The organism is Paenibacillus sp. MER TA 81-3, from assembly GCF_023713585.1.
GTDB classification, from domain to species: domain Bacteria; phylum Bacillota; class Bacilli; order Paenibacillales; family Paenibacillaceae; genus Paenibacillus_B; species Paenibacillus_B profundus.
Genome location: NZ_JAMAWB010000005.1, coordinates 81,885 through 100,132 on the forward strand (window position 1 = coordinate 81,885; position 18,248 = coordinate 100,132).

Annotated in this window: 14 protein-coding genes and 1 riboswitch; of the genes, 3 read left to right on the forward strand and 11 right to left on the reverse strand. The window is 53.5% G+C overall.

Features of this window, described 5'->3' with window-relative positions:
• Nucleotides 1-932: 932 nt before the first annotated feature.
• Complete coding sequence (locus M3650_RS08395) at nt 933-2,024, reverse strand: M24 family metallopeptidase (protein ID WP_251573740.1); 1,092 nt, start codon at nt 2,022-2,024, stop codon at nt 933-935.
• Between the two features lie 229 nt (nt 2,025-2,253).
• On the opposite strand from M3650_RS08395, the gene alsS reads away from it, so the two are divergent.
• Both alsS and budA read left to right on the forward strand, forming a co-directional pair.
• Nucleotides 2,254-3,942: an acetolactate synthase AlsS gene (gene alsS / locus M3650_RS08400; protein WP_251573741.1), complete on the forward strand. Its 1,689-nt coding sequence runs from the start codon at nt 2,254-2,256 to the stop codon at nt 3,940-3,942.
• Between the two features lie 22 nt (nt 3,943-3,964).
• Complete coding sequence (gene budA, locus M3650_RS08405) at nt 3,965-4,795, forward strand: acetolactate decarboxylase (protein ID WP_285848374.1); 831 nt, start codon at nt 3,965-3,967, stop codon at nt 4,793-4,795.
• 428 nt (nt 4,796-5,223) lie between these two features.
• Here the strand turns inward: budA and M3650_RS08410 are convergent, their stop codons facing one another.
• The 9 genes from M3650_RS08410 to M3650_RS08450 all read right to left on the reverse strand — a co-directional run bounded on the left by M3650_RS08410 (nt 5,224) and on the right by M3650_RS08450 (nt 16,124).
• On the reverse strand, nt 5,224-6,009 hold the full coding sequence (locus M3650_RS08410) for an energy-coupling factor transporter transmembrane component T family protein (protein WP_251573742.1): 786 nt from the start codon (nt 6,007-6,009) through the stop codon (nt 5,224-5,226).
• On the reverse strand, nt 6,006-7,832 hold the full coding sequence (locus M3650_RS08415; RefSeq protein WP_251573743.1) for an ABC transporter ATP-binding protein: 1,827 nt from the start codon (nt 7,830-7,832) through the stop codon (nt 6,006-6,008). Before M3650_RS08415 ends, M3650_RS08410 begins: the two co-directional genes overlap by 4 nt.
• Nucleotide 7,833: 1 nt before the next feature.
• Nucleotides 7,834-8,400 (reverse strand): ECF transporter S component, encoded by a 567-nt coding sequence (locus M3650_RS08420; RefSeq protein ID WP_251573744.1) that lies wholly within the window; start codon nt 8,398-8,400, stop codon nt 7,834-7,836.
• Nucleotides 8,401-8,454: 54 nt separating this feature from the next.
• Complete coding sequence (locus tag M3650_RS08425; RefSeq protein WP_233696265.1) at nt 8,455-9,057, reverse strand: Ykof family thiamine-binding protein; 603 nt, start codon at nt 9,055-9,057, stop codon at nt 8,455-8,457.
• Between the two features lie 128 nt (nt 9,058-9,185).
• Nucleotides 9,186-9,292, reverse strand: a riboswitch (TPP riboswitch).
• A gap of 90 nt (nt 9,293-9,382) precedes the next feature.
• Nucleotides 9,383-11,887: a glycoside hydrolase family 38 N-terminal domain-containing protein gene (locus M3650_RS08430; protein ID WP_251573745.1), complete on the reverse strand. Its 2,505-nt coding sequence runs from the start codon at nt 11,885-11,887 to the stop codon at nt 9,383-9,385.
• Between the two features lie 141 nt (nt 11,888-12,028).
• The gene (locus M3650_RS08435) at nt 12,029-13,000 is read right to left on the reverse strand and encodes an ROK family protein (protein ID WP_251573746.1); all 972 of its coding nucleotides are present in this window, start codon (nt 12,998-13,000) and stop codon (nt 12,029-12,031) included.
• Between the two features lie 3 nt (nt 13,001-13,003).
• Complete coding sequence (locus M3650_RS08440) at nt 13,004-14,872, reverse strand: class I mannose-6-phosphate isomerase (protein WP_251573747.1); 1,869 nt, start codon at nt 14,870-14,872, stop codon at nt 13,004-13,006.
• A gap of 149 nt (nt 14,873-15,021) precedes the next feature.
• Nucleotides 15,022-15,951: an AraC family transcriptional regulator gene (locus M3650_RS08445; RefSeq protein WP_251573748.1), complete on the reverse strand. Its 930-nt coding sequence runs from the start codon at nt 15,949-15,951 to the stop codon at nt 15,022-15,024.
• 2 nt (nt 15,952-15,953) lie between these two features.
• Nucleotides 15,954-16,124, reverse strand: a complete 171-nt coding sequence (locus M3650_RS08450) for a hypothetical protein (RefSeq protein ID WP_251573749.1) — start codon at nt 16,122-16,124, stop codon at nt 15,954-15,956.
• 258 nt (nt 16,125-16,382) lie between these two features.
• Here M3650_RS08450 and M3650_RS08455 point away from each other — a divergent pair, with 258 nt between their 5' ends.
• The gene (locus tag M3650_RS08455; protein ID WP_233696270.1) at nt 16,383-17,063 is read left to right on the forward strand and encodes a TorD/DmsD family molecular chaperone; all 681 of its coding nucleotides are present in this window, start codon (nt 16,383-16,385) and stop codon (nt 17,061-17,063) included.
• Between the two features lie 246 nt (nt 17,064-17,309).
• On the opposite strand, the gene M3650_RS08460 is transcribed toward M3650_RS08455, so the two are convergent.
• Complete coding sequence (locus tag M3650_RS08460) at nt 17,310-17,894, reverse strand: TetR/AcrR family transcriptional regulator (RefSeq protein ID WP_019420942.1); 585 nt, start codon at nt 17,892-17,894, stop codon at nt 17,310-17,312.
• Between the last annotated feature and the right edge of the window lie 354 nt (nt 17,895-18,248).

The following is an 18,248-nucleotide window of genomic DNA, read 5'->3' on the forward strand; positions in this document are numbered from 1 at the left end:
CGCACACAGAGCAATCGCGCACCCGCTGCTAGTAACGCACACAGAGCAATCGCGCACCCGCTGTTAGTAACGCACACAGAGCAACTCGCATCCGCTGCTTGTATCGCCATACAGGGCAACTCTACTTTCTTGCGGAAACAAGCCCCATTGGAAAATATACAGTGGAATCTACGATTTAGGCGACTAAATGGAATGTAGACTGTATTTTGTGCAGTGGATCTGGCTGCTTTTCAGCTGTTGCTGCGGAAAGAGAGTCAAGCCACTGCATGAATTCCAATGAAACTTACCGTAAAGAGATAAACGCTGCCATTCCATTGTACGAAATCCAATGCAGCAAGTGGCAAGAGAGATTCATCCCGTCCTTCAGCTAAAACGGGAACAGTCCTTCAGGTCATTCAGATTCAGACCTTTTGGGACAGCCAGCCCCTTTCTTGTATTGCCCGTTTCATCCATTGCCTCACTCTCCCCTTCATTCAGAATGACAGCAACCCATTATCCCCCTGCAAATGAGTATCTTTCATAGGATGAGAGATGAACTGAAACATAAATGTTTGTTTTGAGCCAAGAAACATGATGTCGGGCATTGGTTCGATGACCCTTATAATCACTCTCCCATACAATCAGGTAGGATAGCGTCATAGGTACATCCCGTTTTGTATAAACACTGTGCCGTGAAGCGACCGCTCATGAAGGCATGGCAGCGGGCATTTAGCGTCGTCACAGGAGCGTACCGCCTTTCTGACGGAAGGGGAGAATGAGGCGAAGGTGAGGCTGAAGCAGATCTCCCTCCGTCTGAACGCGCCATAATGCTTGGAACATTTCGTAAATCATGAAGAGTCATTGGTGATTCACTTGGCAGCGTCATGCCTCGTCATCGTGAATACCGTCTCCTGATGGAAGGGGGGGGCAAAGATGAATGCCGCTTATTTGGCTTATACGCCGATAACGGTCAGTTCTTTCGGATAAGAAGTCAGCACTGTAACACCTGTCTCGGTGACAGCAACATCGTCTTCGATGCGCACGCCTGCCACCTGAGGAACGTAGATGCCCGGCTCAATCGTAAAGGTCATGCCCGATTGGAGGAGGTCATCGTTCTGGCTGTGTATGGACGGATACTCATGAACATCGATGCCGAGACCATGTCCGAGACGGTGTGTAAAGTATTGGCCGTAGCCCTTCTCTGTGATGACCTGGCGGGCTGTCCGATCCAGGCTGCCGAACGTGACACCCGGCTTCACGGCTGCGATTGCTGTTTCGTTCGCGGCAAGCACTGTGTCATAAATCTCTTTGCACTTCGCATTTACTTCGCCGACGGCAAACGTGCGTGTTATATCGGAAGCATAGCCGTTCAAGTATACGCCCAGGTCGAACAGCAGCAGCTCGCCCTCTTGAATTTTGCGCGTACCCGGAATGCCGTGCGGCAGTGCGGCATTTTCTCCGGCAAGCACCATCGTGCTGAAGGAAGGGCCATCGGAACCGAGCTTTTTCATCAAGTATTCCAATTCCGCCACGACTTCGATTTCGGTCATGCCTGTTTTTACCTGGCTTACACATTGACGGAGCACGTCTTCGATGAGGTTCACTGCTTCCTTCATCCGCAGGAGCTCCTCTTCCGACTTGATAAGCCGCATGCTTTGCAGAATTGGGCCGGCATCCGCGTATCGCTGCGCCTGCACGGCATGGTCTAACGTTTCAAAACGCTGCAAGGACATATGATTTTTCTCGATGCCGAGAAGCGGAAGGCCATGCGGCAGATGCTGCTTCAGCACATCGTAGGGGTTATCTGTATCTGTGTGGGTTGCGATCCGCTTCACAGAGGAAGTGGAGGCCGCTTTATCTCCGTCGAGAGCAGGCACAATCAGTGCCGGTTCCTCATGCTGCGTTATGATGAGGCCAAGAAAGCGCTCATGAGGATCACAGGCAAACCCAGTCAAATAGTACACATGCTTCGGATCGGTAATGAGCAGCGCAGTAAGTGATTCCTTTTCCATTGACTTCATTAATGAGTTCCACTTTTCGTTCATCTCGATTCATCCTTTCATATATATCTACTGTTAAATCGAAGATACCACGAACGGTTGGAAATTGCGAATGGACAAAACGGAAAAAAGGAGTATTATATATAATACAGACTGATTATTTTAATTACTTTTTACACATTGTGTTTTAGTCTGTGTTAATACGTTTATTTCATTAGTATATATTCGTTATACAGTCTGAGCAGATAAAGTGGACATGGAAAGGGTGAACGACATGAACACATCGAAAGAACAACCACAACATCCAGTCGTAAGCCGCGGGGCAGACATCGTCGTCGAATGTCTCAAGCGGCAAGGCGTCTCTCACATATTTGGCATTCCGGGGGCTAAGGTAGACAGTGTGTTCGATGCACTAGTAGATCAAGGCCCTTCTTTGATTGTGTGCCGCCACGAACAGAATGCCGCGTTCATGGCTGCTGCAGTCGGCCGCTTAACAGGCAAGCCGGGCGTATGCCTCGTCACTTCGGGGCCGGGCGCTTCCAATCTGGCCACCGGGCTCGTTACCGCTACGGCAGAAGGGGACCCCGTCGTGGCCTTGAGCGGGGCGGTATCGCGCGCGGATCGGTTGAAGCGGACACACCAATCGATGGATAACGCGGCATTGTTCCAGCCGGTGACGAAATACAGCGTCGAAGTACAGCATCCAGACAATTTGCCCGAAGTGCTCACGAATGCATTCCGGGCAGCGACGTCGCCGCGCCCAGGTGCAGCGCTCGTCAGCTTGCCGCAGGACGTCATTACGAGTCCGGTCGAAGTGTCAGCGATCGGCCCGCTTCCTTCACCGAAGCTGGGGGCTGCTCCTTCCGAAGGGATTCGGGCAGCAGCCGAAGCACTGCACGGAGCGAGCATTCCAGTCATTTTGCTCGGTATGAGAGCTAGCACACCGGAAGCGACCTATGCGATCCGTGAATTGATCTTACATACGAATTTACCGGTTGTAGAGACGTTCCAGGCGGCGGGGGCCATTTCGCGCGAGCTGGAAAGCCACTTTTTTGGACGGATCGGATTGTTCCGCAATCAGCCTGGTGACGATCTGCTGGCGCAAGCCGACGTCGTTCTGACGGTAGGCTATGACCCAGTCGAATATGATCCGAAGTTCTGGAATAGTGATGGCCTGCGCCACATTATTCATTTGGATGAGGTCCAAGCTGATATTGACCATGATTACCAACCAGACTTAGAGCTGCTTGGCAGCATTGAACGGACGATACAGGAATTAACGAAGCACTTGTCTGGCCTGCAGCGCACGCCGGAAGCTTCCGGACTGTGTGATTCCTTGCACGCCAAGCTATTGGAAGCTTGTGAGCCTCCGGAGCATGTGCAGGAAGGATTGCTGCACCCGCTGCAAATTATACACGGCCTGCGCCGTGTGATTGATGATAAGGTGACGGTAACGTGCGACGTCGGCTCGCACTACATCTGGATGGCGCGCTACTTCCGCTCTTATGAGCCGCGCCGCCTGCTGTTCAGCAACGGGATGCAGACGCTCGGTGTCGCGCTGCCATGGGCAATAGCGGCAGCGCTGGTGCGCCCCGGCGAGAAGGTCGTCTCGGTATCGGGCGACGGAGGCTTCCTCTTTTCCGCCATGGAGCTGGAAACGGCTGTACGGCTGAAATTGCCTATTGTGCATCTCGTATGGAACGATGGCACGTACGATATGGTCGCCTTCCAGCAGCAGATGAAATACGGACGCACCGCCGGCGTGAACTTCGGTCAGCCGGATATGGTGCAGTTCGCCGAAAGCTATGGGGCACAGGGCTATCGTGTTACGGATCCGGATGACTTGGTGCCAACGCTGCAGCGGGCGCTAGCGGCGGAAGGGCCTGTCATCATCGATATTCCGGTCGATTACAGTGACAACATCGCCTTGGGCAATATGCTTTTGCCGGACCAATTCCATTAAAAAGCAAGGAGGGCATAATATCATGAAAGCCATATTACAACCAATGCAAGACCTACAAGACATAAAAGAACTGCAAGATCACGCATCAAACAATAAGCCCCTTGCCGGCCATGCAGCGCGACGGGGTGATTTAGAGCCCGTCACCATCTTTCAGACGTCCACGATGAGCGCCTTGTTGGATGGTGTCTACGAAGGAAGCATGACGATGAAGGAATTGGCTCGGCACGGAGACTTCGGCCTTGGTACATTTGATGAGTTAGACGGGGAATTAATCGCGTTCGATGGGGAATTTTATCACCTTCGACATGATGGGAGCGTCAAATCGGTTCATGCGGAGGAAATGACACCGTTCGCTTCGGTGACCTATTTTCAGCCGGAGACGACGTTCGCCATCGATCGCCCGCTGAACCGCATGGAGCTTGAAACGCTAATTGACAGCTTCCTCCCGAGTGAAAACTTATTCTATGCGCTGCGCATGGATGGACAATTCGAACAGGTGGTGACGCGTACGGTCACCAAGCAGAAGCGTCCGTACCCGACGTTGGTCGAAGCGACAAAATCCCAGCCGGTATTTACACTTAATCAAGTCGAGGGCACGATGGCGGGATTTAGAATGCCGGAATTCGCCCAAGGCTTGTCTGTAGCAGGCTACCATCTGCATTTTGTGGATGATAACCGCACAGGCGGCGGACATGTACTAGATTTTACGCTGCTTAGCGGAACGATCCAGATTGGCAAGCCAGCGGAACTGCATCTTCATTTTCCGGAAACATCGGGTTTTATGAACGCTGATCTAACAGGCCGCGATGTGGCGGGTGAGATCGAGCTTGCAGAAGGCGGGACTTCCCGGTAAATTTCCGTTATTCATTTCTATTGAACCGCCTTGCTTTTTCCAAAATGGAGAGCGCAGGCGGGTTAACTTCGCCAAGAAGGTCTGAATGGGAGAGCATGGAGCCCGTTTGGACCTTTTTTTATCGCAACATGCTTAGTATATCGGTCCTTAGCAACGATCTCCCAAAGAGTCAGGGAGGATAGGAAATAGATATGGATGTGGAAATGCACGTGGAAATAGGTGTGGAATTGGATACGGAAATAGTAATGGATAACGTATAACGTGGATAACGCAGGTTGGTCCTCATCTATATGAAGTCTTTTCTGATTCAAAGGGAGAATGAGCATAAGGGGATGAATATGAGGGAGATGGGCCATCAGGCTCTCATCTCCCCAAGTTCGAACACTTCATTATGAACTTTAAAAAACAGGTTAATCTGCAGCATTTTGTTACAATTGTCCTCGATACCACTGTGTATACCCGAGCCTCCACGACAGGTAATAGCATAGCGTGATCCCGCCGAGCAGCAGTACTAATAAGAGCCAATCCTTCCAAGTGACGCGCAGCTCCGTGTAGTAGGTGCGATCGCGCCGTCCGCTGAAGCCTTTGGAAATCATAGCAGCTGCCACACGCTCTGACTTGCGGATTGCGGAGGCAAGCAGCGGAATGGCATATCGCTTCCAAGCGCGCAGCTTGTTCTTCCAGCCCCGTTCGCGTTCGACGCCGCGCATGCGGTGAGCGTGCTGCAGAATGCGCAGCTCTTCCTTGAAGAACGGAAGAAAGCGATAGCCAGCCAGTATGCCGTACGCCCATTTCGGAGACAGCTTGCACTGCTGCATCAGGCTCAGCATGAAGCGGACAGGGTCGGTCGTCAGTATGAAAATTAGCGACAGCGCGGAGAAAATTAGCACTCTCAGGCCTAGAGATAAAGCTTGATGGAAGGTTGCTTCTGTCACAATGAACGAGCCCCACTGCCAGAGCACAGCACTTGCAGCGGGATCGGCTGTACGCGGAAATAGAAGTGCCGTCCAGACGTAACCAAAGCCCATGATAAGAAAGGGAGCAAAGCCCAATAGCCATTTGCGCCAAGGTACCCGCCCCAATCCGAAGGTGAACAGGATGGTAAAGGCGAGCGCCAAGAGTGGCGTTACCGGATCAAAGGTGAGTGACAACAGTATGACGGCAAGAATGATCGCCAGTCCCTTGATGCTCGGATTCCAATCCCGCAGCATCATCTCCGTTCACCGCCTTCCGCAAGTTGAGTGCGGAGCCGCCCGGCTACCGAATAATTCATCGGCATTCGCAGATGATTGGCCTCCAACAGAGAAGCATGTTCCGTCCATAAGGAGGCCGGAGATCCATCATAGCGAATCTGTCCCTCGGACAAGACGATGACACGGTCGGCATACGCTTCAACCCATTCCATATCATGCGTAATCATAAGCACAGCCGCACCGGCTTGCACCCGTGAATGGAGCATGTCCATCAGCTGCTTCGAGGCGTAGGCGTCTTGGCCGTATGTTGGCTCGTCGCACATGAGCAGCTGCTGGCTGTCGGTCAGGACAGCTGCTACGCTGAGACGCCGTTTTTGCCCTTGGCTCAGCGCGAAAGGATTGGCATCCGCTATTTTAGTCAGCCGGAAGCGTGTCAACGTATCGGTGACCTGGCTTTGAACAGCCTCTTCGCTGATGCCTTGCAGCCGCAGGCCGAACGCAAGCTCGTCGTGTACCGTATCTGCAATGAACTGATGCTCCGGATTTTGAAACACGTACCCGATGAACGCTCTCAGCTCCCGTTCAGCGTAACGATGAAGGTGAATGCCCTGCAACAGGATGTTCCCCTCATCTGGCTGAGTTAGCCCGGACAGAAGCGAGGCGAGCGTGGATTTTCCGGCCCCGTTCGGCCCGACAAGCGCCACCCATTCTCCGGCGCGCAGCGTAAGAGAGACACCATCGATGACGGCGCGCCCTTTTCGGCGAAATACGAGTTCGTGCGCTTGAAGGAAGACACGGTCTTCGGTATATGACCGCTTCGCCTTCAGTGGTGTTAATAGGCTTAGCGCCGTCGCTTGAGCGTCGCGGGGAAGGGATGACAGCTTGGCAAGCAACTGCTGCTCCGTCAGTGGCGGATCGTCTGCGTCTTCAGCGATGTCGGTAAAATCCCTTGAGGACACGTCAGTTGCCTTTCCGACCATCGACAAATCCTCCACTAACGCCTGCTGCAGCACAAGCGCCCGAGGGAGCCAAATGCCATGCGCCTTGGCCTCGGCAACGTGATGCTTGAAATATGGAGCGGGCAGTCCGTCGTAGACGATTATTCCGTCCGCATCCATGACGAGCAGACGATCCGCTATGTCAATCCAATCATCGAGCTGGTGCTCGATAATAAGCAATGTAAGACCTTCCCTGAGCGCGAGCTCAGTCACGAGATTGGCGAACTGGCGTCTCGCATACGGATCGAGATTCGACGTCGGTTCGTCCAGCACGAGCATCCGCGTGCGAAGAGCCAGTGCGCAGGCGAGGGCCAGCTTCTGTTTCATTCCTCCGGACAGCTCGTGGATGAATGCATGGCGCCAATCGTTCAAACTGACTTTATCAAGCACTTCGCGTATGATATGGTCCATGTCCGCGCGAGGGCAATTCCAATTTTCGAGACAGAAGGCGATTTCCTCTTCCACCCGCAGCATGCAGAACTGACTTTCGAAATCTTGAAAAACGATGCCAATGAGCTGTGCGATGTCTCCCGATTCATAGTCTGCCAGCGGCTTGCCGTATATGCTCACGCGCCCCTCCACATGGCTGTCAACCGCATAGGGATACAGTCCAGTAAGACAGAAGGCGAGCGAGCTCTTGCCGCATCCGCTCGGACCGAGCAGCAGCACGGTCTCGCCATCGTGAACCGCAGCGTCGATATTGGCAAGAACGGGCGCGTCGTGCTCTTCGAAAGCGAGGGTCAGCCCTTCCGCCATAATTGCTTTCCTGCTGTCGTGCTGATCGTCCCCTGCTGGAACGGAAGCCGAATGACTGCGGCCTGTTGCAAGAAGCTGCCCAGCCGTCATCTTACTTGCGCTCCTTCGCTATCGGGAAGCTTCGCAGGACGCCGGTCTTCGCCAATGCATCCGCGATCCATTTGCCGAGAAGGCCTGAGATGAGTGCTCCGCTAATGCAGCGCACCACGAGCATGGCAATGACGAGACCGAGGGAGTAAGCCCCGAACCCGCTGCGAAAATAACCCCAAATAAAGCTGAATACGGCGGAACCGACGCCGGCTGCCATAAGGACCTTTGTCGAATAGCTGCGATAACGCGAAGCGGCAAACACAGCTTCCGCTCCCAAGCCTTGAATGAGGGCGGACACGATCAATATCGGACCTACGGCGTTGCCGATGAGAACCTCCACGACACCAGCAACGGTCTCCGAGATGACTGCTGCCCCGGGTTTGCGAATAATATAGGCGGCGATAATCGATACGATAAACCAAATGCCAAATATAATTTCGTATCCCATCGGGCCCATGAAGCCAACAAGCACATTGCCCACTTGCAAAAAGAGCAAATAAATAACTGCGAATACGACGGATAAAGAGCTAAGCACGATAATATCGCGTAATTTCCATTGGTTGTTCATGTACAGTTCCTCTTTTCACCACGATTTATCTCGATGCATAAGTATTGCGCGCGTCTAAGAGCGCTCTTTCTTCGATGGGCTGTTGGCGGAAATTGTCGCCGTCATAACGACATGCGAAGCGTCGGAGGCTTGCGCTTTTACAAATGCATGCTCCAATGTAGTGAATACCCGCTGCGCGTCTCCGTCCAGACGGCTCGCATAGTGGGCGCTTCCGCCGAAGGTGCCTTCTTCCTTCGCTAACGCGACAATATCGTAAATCGTATCCATATAGCTCGCAGAACCGAGTGGATAGAGTGAGAATTGGGAAGCGACCTCGATCTGGATGGCTTGGCTATGTCCGGCATTCAGACGGATGTCGTCTGCGCTCAAATACACATCCCCTTCAGAATCTCCCGGACAGCCAATCGAAAAAGTCGCATTCAGCACGACATGTTCCCCACTAGCCGCACTATGCAAAAATATCGACTGGACAACGTCAAAGACATGCTCTGTCCGTCCGCGCACGCATGTGCTGACATCATCGGTTTTGGACCAGACCTTGGACATATTTGTTTCCTGTAAGGCCCCGATAATAATGTCGGTAAACCGATCGCTCATCGGATAGATCGAGAACCGGCAGCCGACAATGCGGCTTGATCCGCAAGATGCAGTATTCATAATAAACTCCTCTCTTGTTGCGGTTATATTTTGGCTAACAGAACGACAAAAAAACTGCACCATGAGTAAGTGCAGTTTCGATTCGAGATAACGTCTAGTCTCCATACGTGATGAAGCCACACTATATCTATCAGTCGACTACACTTCCCCACGCTAGTATTATCTAGTTCGGGTTATAAGGGTTAACAGCGTTGCCGCTGCCTCTCAGCCTGTTCAAGCACCCCTAGTGTTTCGAGATTACTATGCAGTTGTTCATATGCATTGCCGCTTTCATTATACAACGGACGGCTGGAATGTAAAGGGCTAATTAAGCGCCGTGAAGCAATTATCGGATCCGGGCTACGGTAAAGTCTCCCGCTAACGAGCCCAGCTCCGCGCCTAGTGCGGACGATGTCACAGAGCCGCGCGCGTCCAACATGTAGCGGAATTCATAAAATCCGCCAAGCGTCGCTTTGAAGTTGGTTTCCCAATAGTTAGTCATCAGCCATGCGTATGTTTCCGGCTTGGCGTCTTGCAGCTGTTGCGTATGAACAAGACGGCGGCCGTAGTCGAGCGGGCCGAACTGTACGAGCGGCGTGTCTGGCGTGCCGAGGAGCAATGTCCGGGACTGTGCTTCATTGACCCACGCCAGCCCTTCTTGAATGCACATGTAATCCAGCAAGGTGCCAGGCAGTTGGTCGATCCAAGGCCGCACGACGGCGCCCGCCTTCTCAACGTACAGTGTGTCCTGTGTGGCATCGCCATTGGTGAACGGAAGCGCGACATAAACGTTCTCTGGCAGCCAGACGCTGTCTTTGTGCAGACGAACGGACACGTCAACGCGGTTCATCGTCGCGTACACCTTCAAGAAGAGGGCGTAATAGCTCATGCCTGGCACTTCATACAATAACTCGACCGTGGCGTAGAGCGGTCCGTTCTCCAACGGACGGACACGGATGAGACGTCCGGCAGAACGCTCAACATGCAGCCCCTTGCGGTTGCGGCCCATGCGGCTGCGCACCGACCAGACCTGACTCTGATTCGTGGGGTCTCCAGCTGGCGTCACCTCATAGATTGGGGTGAAAGCGCCGTATGCACGGTCTTGATGAAGCAGATCCGCTCCTGTCTCCTTGTTCCGCCATAACACGATGCCGCTGTCCTCTCTCCACTCGATACGGATGAAGGGCGATTCGACACTGTGCTGCGAGATGATGACTGGATCGTGCGCGGATGAATCCTCCAACAGGTCTTCCATATCATACACGCGATCGCTGCCGACCAGCTTCGTGCTGGAAGTCATATAACCGGCTGCCAGGCCTGTGCCGTCCTGCGGACGGATGAGAAGTGTGCACTCAGCGCCTGCAGCCAACTGAACCTCGACGATGACTGCCTGAGGATGCGGGAGCTGGTGCGGCATGACTTGGCCGGTGGCTTCATTCACCACTTCCAACCCATTCTGGAATAAGGCGGGCTCCCAGCCGTCTATCGACAACGTGACGAGCTTATTCGCCGGCGCTGGTTCCGTATTGACGACGCGGTAGCGGAATGGACGCTCCGGATACAGCGTGGAAGCGCCTTGAGCTAAGAGTGTCTTATCCAGCGCCCGGTGAGCCAAGCGGCTCGCTTCCGCAGCATAGGCCTGCTTGCGCACTTCGAGCAGCTGCACGTTCGGATGCCACGGCTCGGCGATGGAAGAATGATAGCCCCATGTATGCTCGGCGTACATGACGAGCGCTTGCTCCGTCGCAGCAATTTCGTCTGCCGTCACGATCTGTCCATCCGGATCAAGCCGCTTCACTTGGCGCAGCGTTCGTTGCGCATCACGGAACAGCTGGGTATGCATCGCCGTCGAGCCGACGCCGTCCGACCACCAATCCGGCCAGTCGCCGCGGTATACCGGAATCGCGTTGACATCCTCCTGCTTAAGGCGGGCAAAGAAGCCGCTCAGCGTTGTCATTTCGATGCGAATCGGTTCCCCGTATTGCTCGTTCCATTTGTGGATGAATTCCATAATGCGGCCGTTCGGTGCTGCGTTATCCGTGCCTAAGCCAGACAGCATGACGGGAACGAAATCGTATGGATAACGCTCTTCTTCCAGCTTGCATACGTAGCGATGCAGGCGGATGCGCGCAATGTCGTCATGGTGCGCATCAATAAGCTGATTGTCGAACTCGTCCTGAATCATATATTTGCCGAGCGCATTCGGGCATAGCCCGAGCTCGTTGCCGAACATATAATGCTCGCCGTTCCAGACGAGAAGCCGTGCTCCGCTTGGCGCTTCCCACCAAAATGGTGTCTGCTTGCGGCCGAGCGCGAACATGCCATGATGGGTATGAATGCAGCTGAATAAGTGCTTGATGCCGTTGGACAGCAAGCTGTCGGCATAACCCCAGCCATACCCGTTAATGTCGGCGGTCATGGCAGAATCAATCGTATGGCCAATCGATCTGGCGTAAGCTTGCGCCTTGCCGTGTATGCTGCGCAGCAGATCGTAATCCGGCAGCTCCGTCATGTTCAAATAGGTGCCGGACAGCTCGATGTCACCACTTATGACCGCAGCGGCGAATTGCAGGCGCTCCTCATCGGATGCGCTTTCAAGGAAACGCTCGACTGCCCAGAACGTTTCGCATGTCCATTTGAAGCCCTGCCATTCCGGCTGTGCTCCGTCCTTGGCTTGGCGTACAATGTTCAACGCTTGGCGGATGAAGTCGACATGATATTGCTCGATCCGCTCCTGCCGCTCGGTATAGCCGATATCCGTATGTGAATGGTGGATGGCATAAATGGTCCAAGTCCGCTTCGGAGCGGGTGTCTCGGCAAGAGAAATACGTTGTTCCAAGTTCAAGTTCATCGTGAATCACTCCTTTAATGTGTATGGAGGTCAGGGGAGGTGTGATCATGCTTGCCCCGGACTTCACTGGGTCTACTAGCCAAGATGGACGTGCCGTCTGGCCAGAAGGAAATCGTTAATCGTATGGAAAGGCACATGTGCTCATTGAAACAGGGCATCGATACCCAAATACGTATATTCCATCACTTGATTGTTCGTCTGCAGCTCGCATTCGCATGGCTGCAGCAGCGCGTTCAGTTCTGCGGCGAACAAATCGGCACTCTTAGCAATTTGTCCGCCCAGAATAAGCCGGTGCGGGCGGAAGCCGTGAATATAAGGCGACAGCATCTCAGCAAAGCGTGTACCGAACTCGCGGAAGACATGCAATGAAGCGGTATCTCCGCCGCGGGCTGCTTCCGCCAAGTCGCGCACATCCTGATCGGGGCAGCGTGCATCCAAGAGCTCAGCGAGCTCCAGTATGCCGCGGCGGCCGAATTGCTCGTCCACGAGGCGGCCACGATACGCTTCGGCATAGAGCATGCCGCTGTCTGGCACACCGCTGCGGCCCGCAACGGGACGACCGGCCTCGATGAAGGCCGAGCCGAGCCCAGTGCCGAGCGTCAAGCAGAGGAGACGCCCGTGCGGGTGCAGGCGGCTTAGTCCAAGTGCGAACAGCGTCGCGTCGTTCTCGAAGCGAACGTCGGCGTTGGCCAGAGGGACCGCCCATGCTTCGCCGGACGCCGCTCGGCGGGAGAACTCGGCGCGGAGCGCGTCGCGTACGTTGACGCCATATAGGCGGTCGTACTTGCCCAGGCCCTGCAGGCGCGACACGCCCGCTTCGTAGTCGAACGGCCCGGGGAAGGCGAAGCCGATGCGCATCGGTGCCTCAGGCCGAGCCGGGCCTGCGGCCGCGTAAGCGCCAAGCAGCTCGCGACAGGCGTCGGCGAAGCTCGCCACGATGCTGGCGGCGTCGCCCTCCGAACGCGATGGCCACTGGCCGCTCACGTTCGGCACGAGGCGCCCGCCTGCGACGACGGCCGCCTTCAGCGCCGTGCCGCCGGCGTCCAGCGCCAGCGTCACCGCTTGCGGCGCTGGAGCGGAGCCGCAGTGCGCAGCCGAGGATGGGCCGCGCATCGATCAGGCCTCCTCGCCTGTGCGCCAACCGTGCGGCAGAAGCGGCGTTGACCAGGTGGACGCCACGCCCGCCTTCACGAGCTTGCACGGAGTGCCGCCAGCGTTCTCGAGGCGGTAGCGGCCGACGCTGGCCGGCACAATATACGCTTCCGCGTAGCCGAATTCCACGGCCTTCGCTTCGTTATCCAACGGCACGAGGCGTACGCGCTCGCCCTCGACGAGATTGTACATGACGAACTCGCCGTTCGTATCGTCTTCCCAGCGGTCGAAGAGATGAACCCGCTTGACGCAGAACAGCAGATCGTCATGTTGTCCGAGCAAATACTCTTGGTTGGCGCCTTGCTCACCGAGCAGCTGCGGCTCGGACATCAGATGGCGCTTGACCCAATCCGTATTTTTGTCGAAGTCGACATTATGCTCGGCATGCTCAATGCTAATCGGGCGCGGTTTGCCGTCTAAGTCCTTGCGCAAATAGTCGTATATTTTGAACGTAAACCACCACGTCGTGGAGGATACCTCAAGCACGAGGTTGCCTTCGCCAGAGCAGTGAACCGTTCCAGGAGGAATGAGGAACAAATCGCCTTTTTTGGCATCGAACTCATTCACATAATCCGTGAACGGCATCGGCACACCCGTCTCCTGAGCTTCACGAACGGCACCGAAGAAGCTGTCCGGAGTGCTGCGGCCGGTCAGGCCGAGATATACTTTAGCGCCATCCTTCAGCTCCATAATGTAGTAGGATTCTTGCTGTGTCATATGCTCGTTAAAGTTCTCTTCTACATAATCCTGCTTCGGGTGGACCTGACACGACAGGTTGCTGCCGTCAATCGTATCCAAATAGTCGAAGCGGACCGGGAAATAGTCGCCGAACAGCGCAACCGGCCGTTCTCCCATTACGCGGTAATATTCATAGGTCATCAGCAGCGTGAAAGGCACCTCGATCGTGCGGCCTTCATACTTGATCAGCATTGAATTTTCCGGTGCGATCGGCTCGAAGCTCCATGCGCAGTTCACCCAGTCCTGCGGCAGATCGCACAGCTCCTTCAAATACTGGCCGCCCCACACGCCCGGCGCAAAAAACGGCTTAACTCGCAGCGGCTGTGCGGCAACTTGCTCCAGCATGCGGCGCAAGCCGGCTGTCGTCGTAACGACGGGATCCTTCGGCTTGTTCATGTCTACATAATAGTCAAAGCGCTCCAAGTTCCGCTTCCGATAGGTCTCCCAGACCGGCCATTCGAGGAACAGGCAGATTTTATATGTTTCCACATGATCCCGATTCCATGACATGCCAAGGTTGCACAGGTTTTTGCGGTGCTCAAGCTGCTGATATTCACGGGATACGTCGAAGAAGAAGGACAAGTGAACGTTTGGTTGAGCGATCCATAGCGCCCCTGGGCCGAACAGCAGGATGATCTGCTTGCGAGAAGCGTCAGAGCGGTGCGAATGCCCCGCAGAATCGGCTTCCACAGCGGCTGCGAAGCGGTCTTTCGCATCGGTCATAAAGTAATCACCAACGTCCGCATCCGACGCCATATAGCCAAAAGCGCGGTTATCGGTAATATAGCGGTGGAATTGGCGGCGCAGCGTGTCGCCGCTGTGCATCAAGCTCGTGGTGCTGTAGACGTGAGCGGACACCTGTTCTCTATCTAGGCGTTCGACAATGCGCGCAATGACAAATTGCATATTTGCGCCATGCGTGCTGTCTAAGGCAACGACCAGCACATCTTGATTCAAATTATTTAAGGCGGACATAATCGCTTCCGCTATTGGTTCTGTACCATGCTCAAGTCCTTGCGGCATCCACGCCAACGGACGGTCGCCTTCACAGGATACGGACGAATGAATCACATTGTGCGGGTATTTGTTAAACATGAAGCAAGCCCTCCATTCTATCGCAGGTCATTGCGTAGGGAGAGGTAATCGCTCTCCGGTTCGCTTATGCCCCCATTGTAATGAAAGAAGGGAAGGCTGTATTTGGACAAGGAAGCTCCTTTTTTGTACAAAACGGACATGGATTCCGTTTAGGTGCGAGGTGTGGCTTTCAGGCGGGAACGCCCTTCGGCAAATTGCGAGCGCCGAAAACGGGCGGGGGATACACCCAGCTTGCGGGTGAACACTCTTGTGAAATAATGAACCGATTCAAAGCCGCACCGCTCGGCGATATCCTTAATCGCGGCGTTGGATCGGAGCAGCATCTCCTTCGCTGACTGAATTCGGCGCTCTTGCACGTAATGCACGAACGTTTGACCGCTTTCCTGTACGAATAAGCGCGAGAGATGCCGCGGGGAAATATGCAAATGCTGCGCAACGATCTCTAACGACAGCAGACCACTCAAGTTATCTTCCAAATAAAGCTGCGCCCGGCGGAATAAGTCGTTGACCGGACGCGCCGTTTCTTCTGCACCGAACGAGGTCGGCAGCCGATTCGGATCCAGCGTGAACAGCGGCAGCATGGAATAGAGCAATGCATGCGAGGCCGCTTGCAGGACAGGGGGCGGGTAGATCGCCTGCCCGGCGTCGAACATGCCAAGCAGCGCCTCCCATAACTTTGCCATCGGGGACGCAGAGGCATCCGGCATTATAGGCAAGGCGTGAGCGGCCATATGCTGGAACGCCTGGGCGTAGTCATCCTCCGTATGCTCCTCATCCATATCGAAGGCAACGAAGCATAATGCCAGCCCTTGATCGCTGCGAATCTGGTGCCAGATGCCAGGGCGGGAACAGAAGGCGGTTCCGGGGGTCAGCGGGTATTCTTGTCCGTCATCGGTGTACTCGCCCTCGCCATTTAACACATAGCACACTTCTAAGAAGGAGTGGCGATGCACAGTATTATTATAATGCTGCGGCATAAAGCCCCAATAATGCACGCGAAAGGCGATGGGGCCATTGCGGAGCATGGTGGCATGCACATTGAGCGCCGTGTTTGCTTTTTTGAAAACGGAATGGTTCATCATCATGCTTCCTTACCGGGATCAAGGGTGGTTTGCACATTGGACTGTTCGACATCGGAAATGAGGGAGCGGAGATCCTGCTCCATCCCAATGCCCGCCACCATGAAGCCCATAGCTATAAAAGATACGATGGCACGAAGACGGATAAATCCTTTGCGCGGTTGTTTTTTCATCGTTGTCTCCTTTCGGCGCCACCTATATTATGAGGAAACATTTGGGACTGTCTCTTTAGTGTGACGTTTGTTACAATAATCTTTACGACTAAAACAGTGTATCGTTTCGGCAGGATCACGCACCGAAATACACTTCACAGAAGCGTCACATAAAACGCTTTCTTCTTCCTTATTGTTTGCATTTTGTCACAGCTTTTAACAATTGAATATGGCATAATATGGATGCAGGAAGAAATCATCATATGGAGGGGACGGACGATGTTGTTAACGGCAGAACAGCCGGTGCAGTGGAACGATGAGACCGTAGAACGTTTGGAGACACGCAAGGCGGTGTATCAATTGTTAGCCGATTTCCTTGGCGAAATGCCAACGCTCGATGTCATTATGTCTTGGCGGAATCATCAGGGGTTACAGGAGATGTCCTGCGCGTCTGAAGGAGCCAAGCAGCTGCGCTTGTTGTTAGAGAACTTGTCGATTAACGAGTTGTACGCCGTATTCTCTTCGCTGCGCGATGAATATATGCGCCTCTTCGGTTCCTCGGGCCAACTGCCCGTGACTCCGTGCGAGACGATGTATCGTGCCAGCGAACAGATGCTGCCGAAGTCCTACGCTCAAGTTGTGCGGCAGACGTATGCTGAATTCAGCTTATATTTTAAAAAAATGAATGGTGAGCCTGACGATCATATCGCGATTGAACTGGAGTTCATGGCCGTTCTGATTGAGAAGATGATGAACAGCGTCATGACGGAAGAGCGCTTTGACCGTTATATGAACGGACAGCGTGAATTCGTGCTGCATCATTTGAAGCGGTGGGCGCCGCGTTTCGGGGATGACCTGAAGCAGCATGCGGAGCATCCGGTATATCAGGCCATTGGTCTGCTGCTTAAAGAATTTATTTCTAAGGAAGTAACTTGGGCGGAGAAGACGAAGACTGCATAAATATTGCGTTACGATTCGCATAACAGAATTGCGTCACTAAAATTAAGTTTCTAGAATTGAGTCACTCGATATTGCCAATCTATTATGAGATACATGATTATTCATAGCAAAGGGACCTTTCCAGTAGAAAGGTCCCTTTTTCCAACATCCTGATGAGGGTGAATAGATGCAGATGCTTCGCTCGGTTTCCCCAGATGACCTCACTTAGATTTGTAACAAAGATAAGCGATCTGTGCTAGTTCAAGGCTAATCATCCTTGATAGTCAGCCCTCGCCAATATATCGACCAAGCGGCTTCAAGCTTTTTCTCAAAGCGATCGGGTCCACCGTACAGCAGCTCTACGAATAGTCCATCCAGGATGCATATGAACGCTTTGGAAGCTTGTTCCGGATGCACGCCAAATATTTCTTGTGTTCTGAGGGCTTGAGCCATTCGGGGAACCAGTCCATTTTCCAACCGGTCCAAAAATTCATTCATGCGCTCCATGACTTGCTCCCGCAGCGTTTCTGGGGGGAAGAAGGAAACACGCAAAATGAACTTCAGCACATCGTACTGCTCATAACGCTGACGGTATGATTGAATCAGCAGGGTGAGCTGATCGTGAAGTGACAGATGATCATGCTTATTGAAAAAATCGGTAATCCAGTTCCACTCATCTATAAATACGGTTTGAAGAACATGAAGAAATAAATCGTCTTTGCTCTTATAATGAGCATAGATGGACGGCTTCTTGATGCCGACGTCTTCGGCGATTTTGGCTAAAGACGTCCCGTCATAGCCATACTTGGCAAAATGGGAGAGGGCGATGAGTTGAATGCGGTTTGCGGTCAAAGGGAATTCCTCCATTCCTCGCTGTTCCTTCATCTCGCAGAAACGGTCCTGTGTTTACAGTAATAGGCGGATGGCCGCCTCTACTTAGCTACCTACCGTTCGTTCGAAAATTATGTCATACGATTGTAACCGTTGTCAATGACATATTTGATGTTGTTGTTTTCGGGTATAGTAAAGCAATATAGCTTGTGCACTACCTTCATTGTCCCATCAGCTGGAAGAGTTTATGCGTTATGTAGTCGTCTTATCATTTATTTGGAAAAAACATTGGTTTATGCTGCGTATATGTAGATAAGTACAACGATAGGAATAGGAGAAAATGGGTGAATAGATAGAATGGCTAGTTAGAATGGG

Excerpts from the sequence above, each read along its gene's own strand:
- M3650_RS08415 (WP_251573743.1), bottom strand. The coding sequence starts at position 7,832 with ATGACGGCTGGGCAGCTTCTTGCAACAGGCCGCAGTCATTCGGCTTCC.
- M3650_RS08440 (WP_251573747.1), bottom strand. The coding sequence starts at position 14,872 with ATGTTTAACAAATACCCGCACAATGTGATTCATTCGTCCGTATCCTGT.
- M3650_RS08395 (WP_251573740.1), bottom strand. The coding sequence starts at position 2,024 with ATGAACGAAAAGTGGAACTCATTAATGAAGTCAATGGAAAAGGAATCA.
- M3650_RS08410 (WP_251573742.1), bottom strand. The coding sequence starts at position 6,009 with ATGATGCTGCGGGATTGGAATCCGAGCATCAAGGGACTGGCGATCATT.
- M3650_RS08435 (WP_251573746.1), bottom strand. The coding sequence starts at position 13,000 with ATGCGCGGCCCATCCTCGGCTGCGCACTGCGGCTCCGCTCCAGCGCCG.
- M3650_RS08455 (WP_233696270.1), top strand. The coding sequence starts at position 16,383 with ATGTTGTTAACGGCAGAACAGCCGGTGCAGTGGAACGATGAGACCGTA.
- M3650_RS08450 (WP_251573749.1), bottom strand. The coding sequence starts at position 16,124 with ATGAAAAAACAACCGCGCAAAGGATTTATCCGTCTTCGTGCCATCGTA.
- M3650_RS08445 (WP_251573748.1), bottom strand. The coding sequence starts at position 15,951 with ATGAACCATTCCGTTTTCAAAAAAGCAAACACGGCGCTCAATGTGCAT.
- M3650_RS08430 (WP_251573745.1), bottom strand. The coding sequence starts at position 11,887 with ATGAACTTGAACTTGGAACAACGTATTTCTCTTGCCGAGACACCCGCT.
- M3650_RS08420 (WP_251573744.1), bottom strand. The coding sequence starts at position 8,400 with ATGAACAACCAATGGAAATTACGCGATATTATCGTGCTTAGCTCTTTA.
- alsS (WP_251573741.1), top strand. The coding sequence starts at position 2,254 with ATGAACACATCGAAAGAACAACCACAACATCCAGTCGTAAGCCGCGGG.
- budA (WP_285848374.1), top strand. The coding sequence starts at position 3,965 with ATGAAAGCCATATTACAACCAATGCAAGACCTACAAGACATAAAAGAA.
- M3650_RS08425 (WP_233696265.1), bottom strand. The coding sequence starts at position 9,057 with ATGAATACTGCATCTTGCGGATCAAGCCGCATTGTCGGCTGCCGGTTC.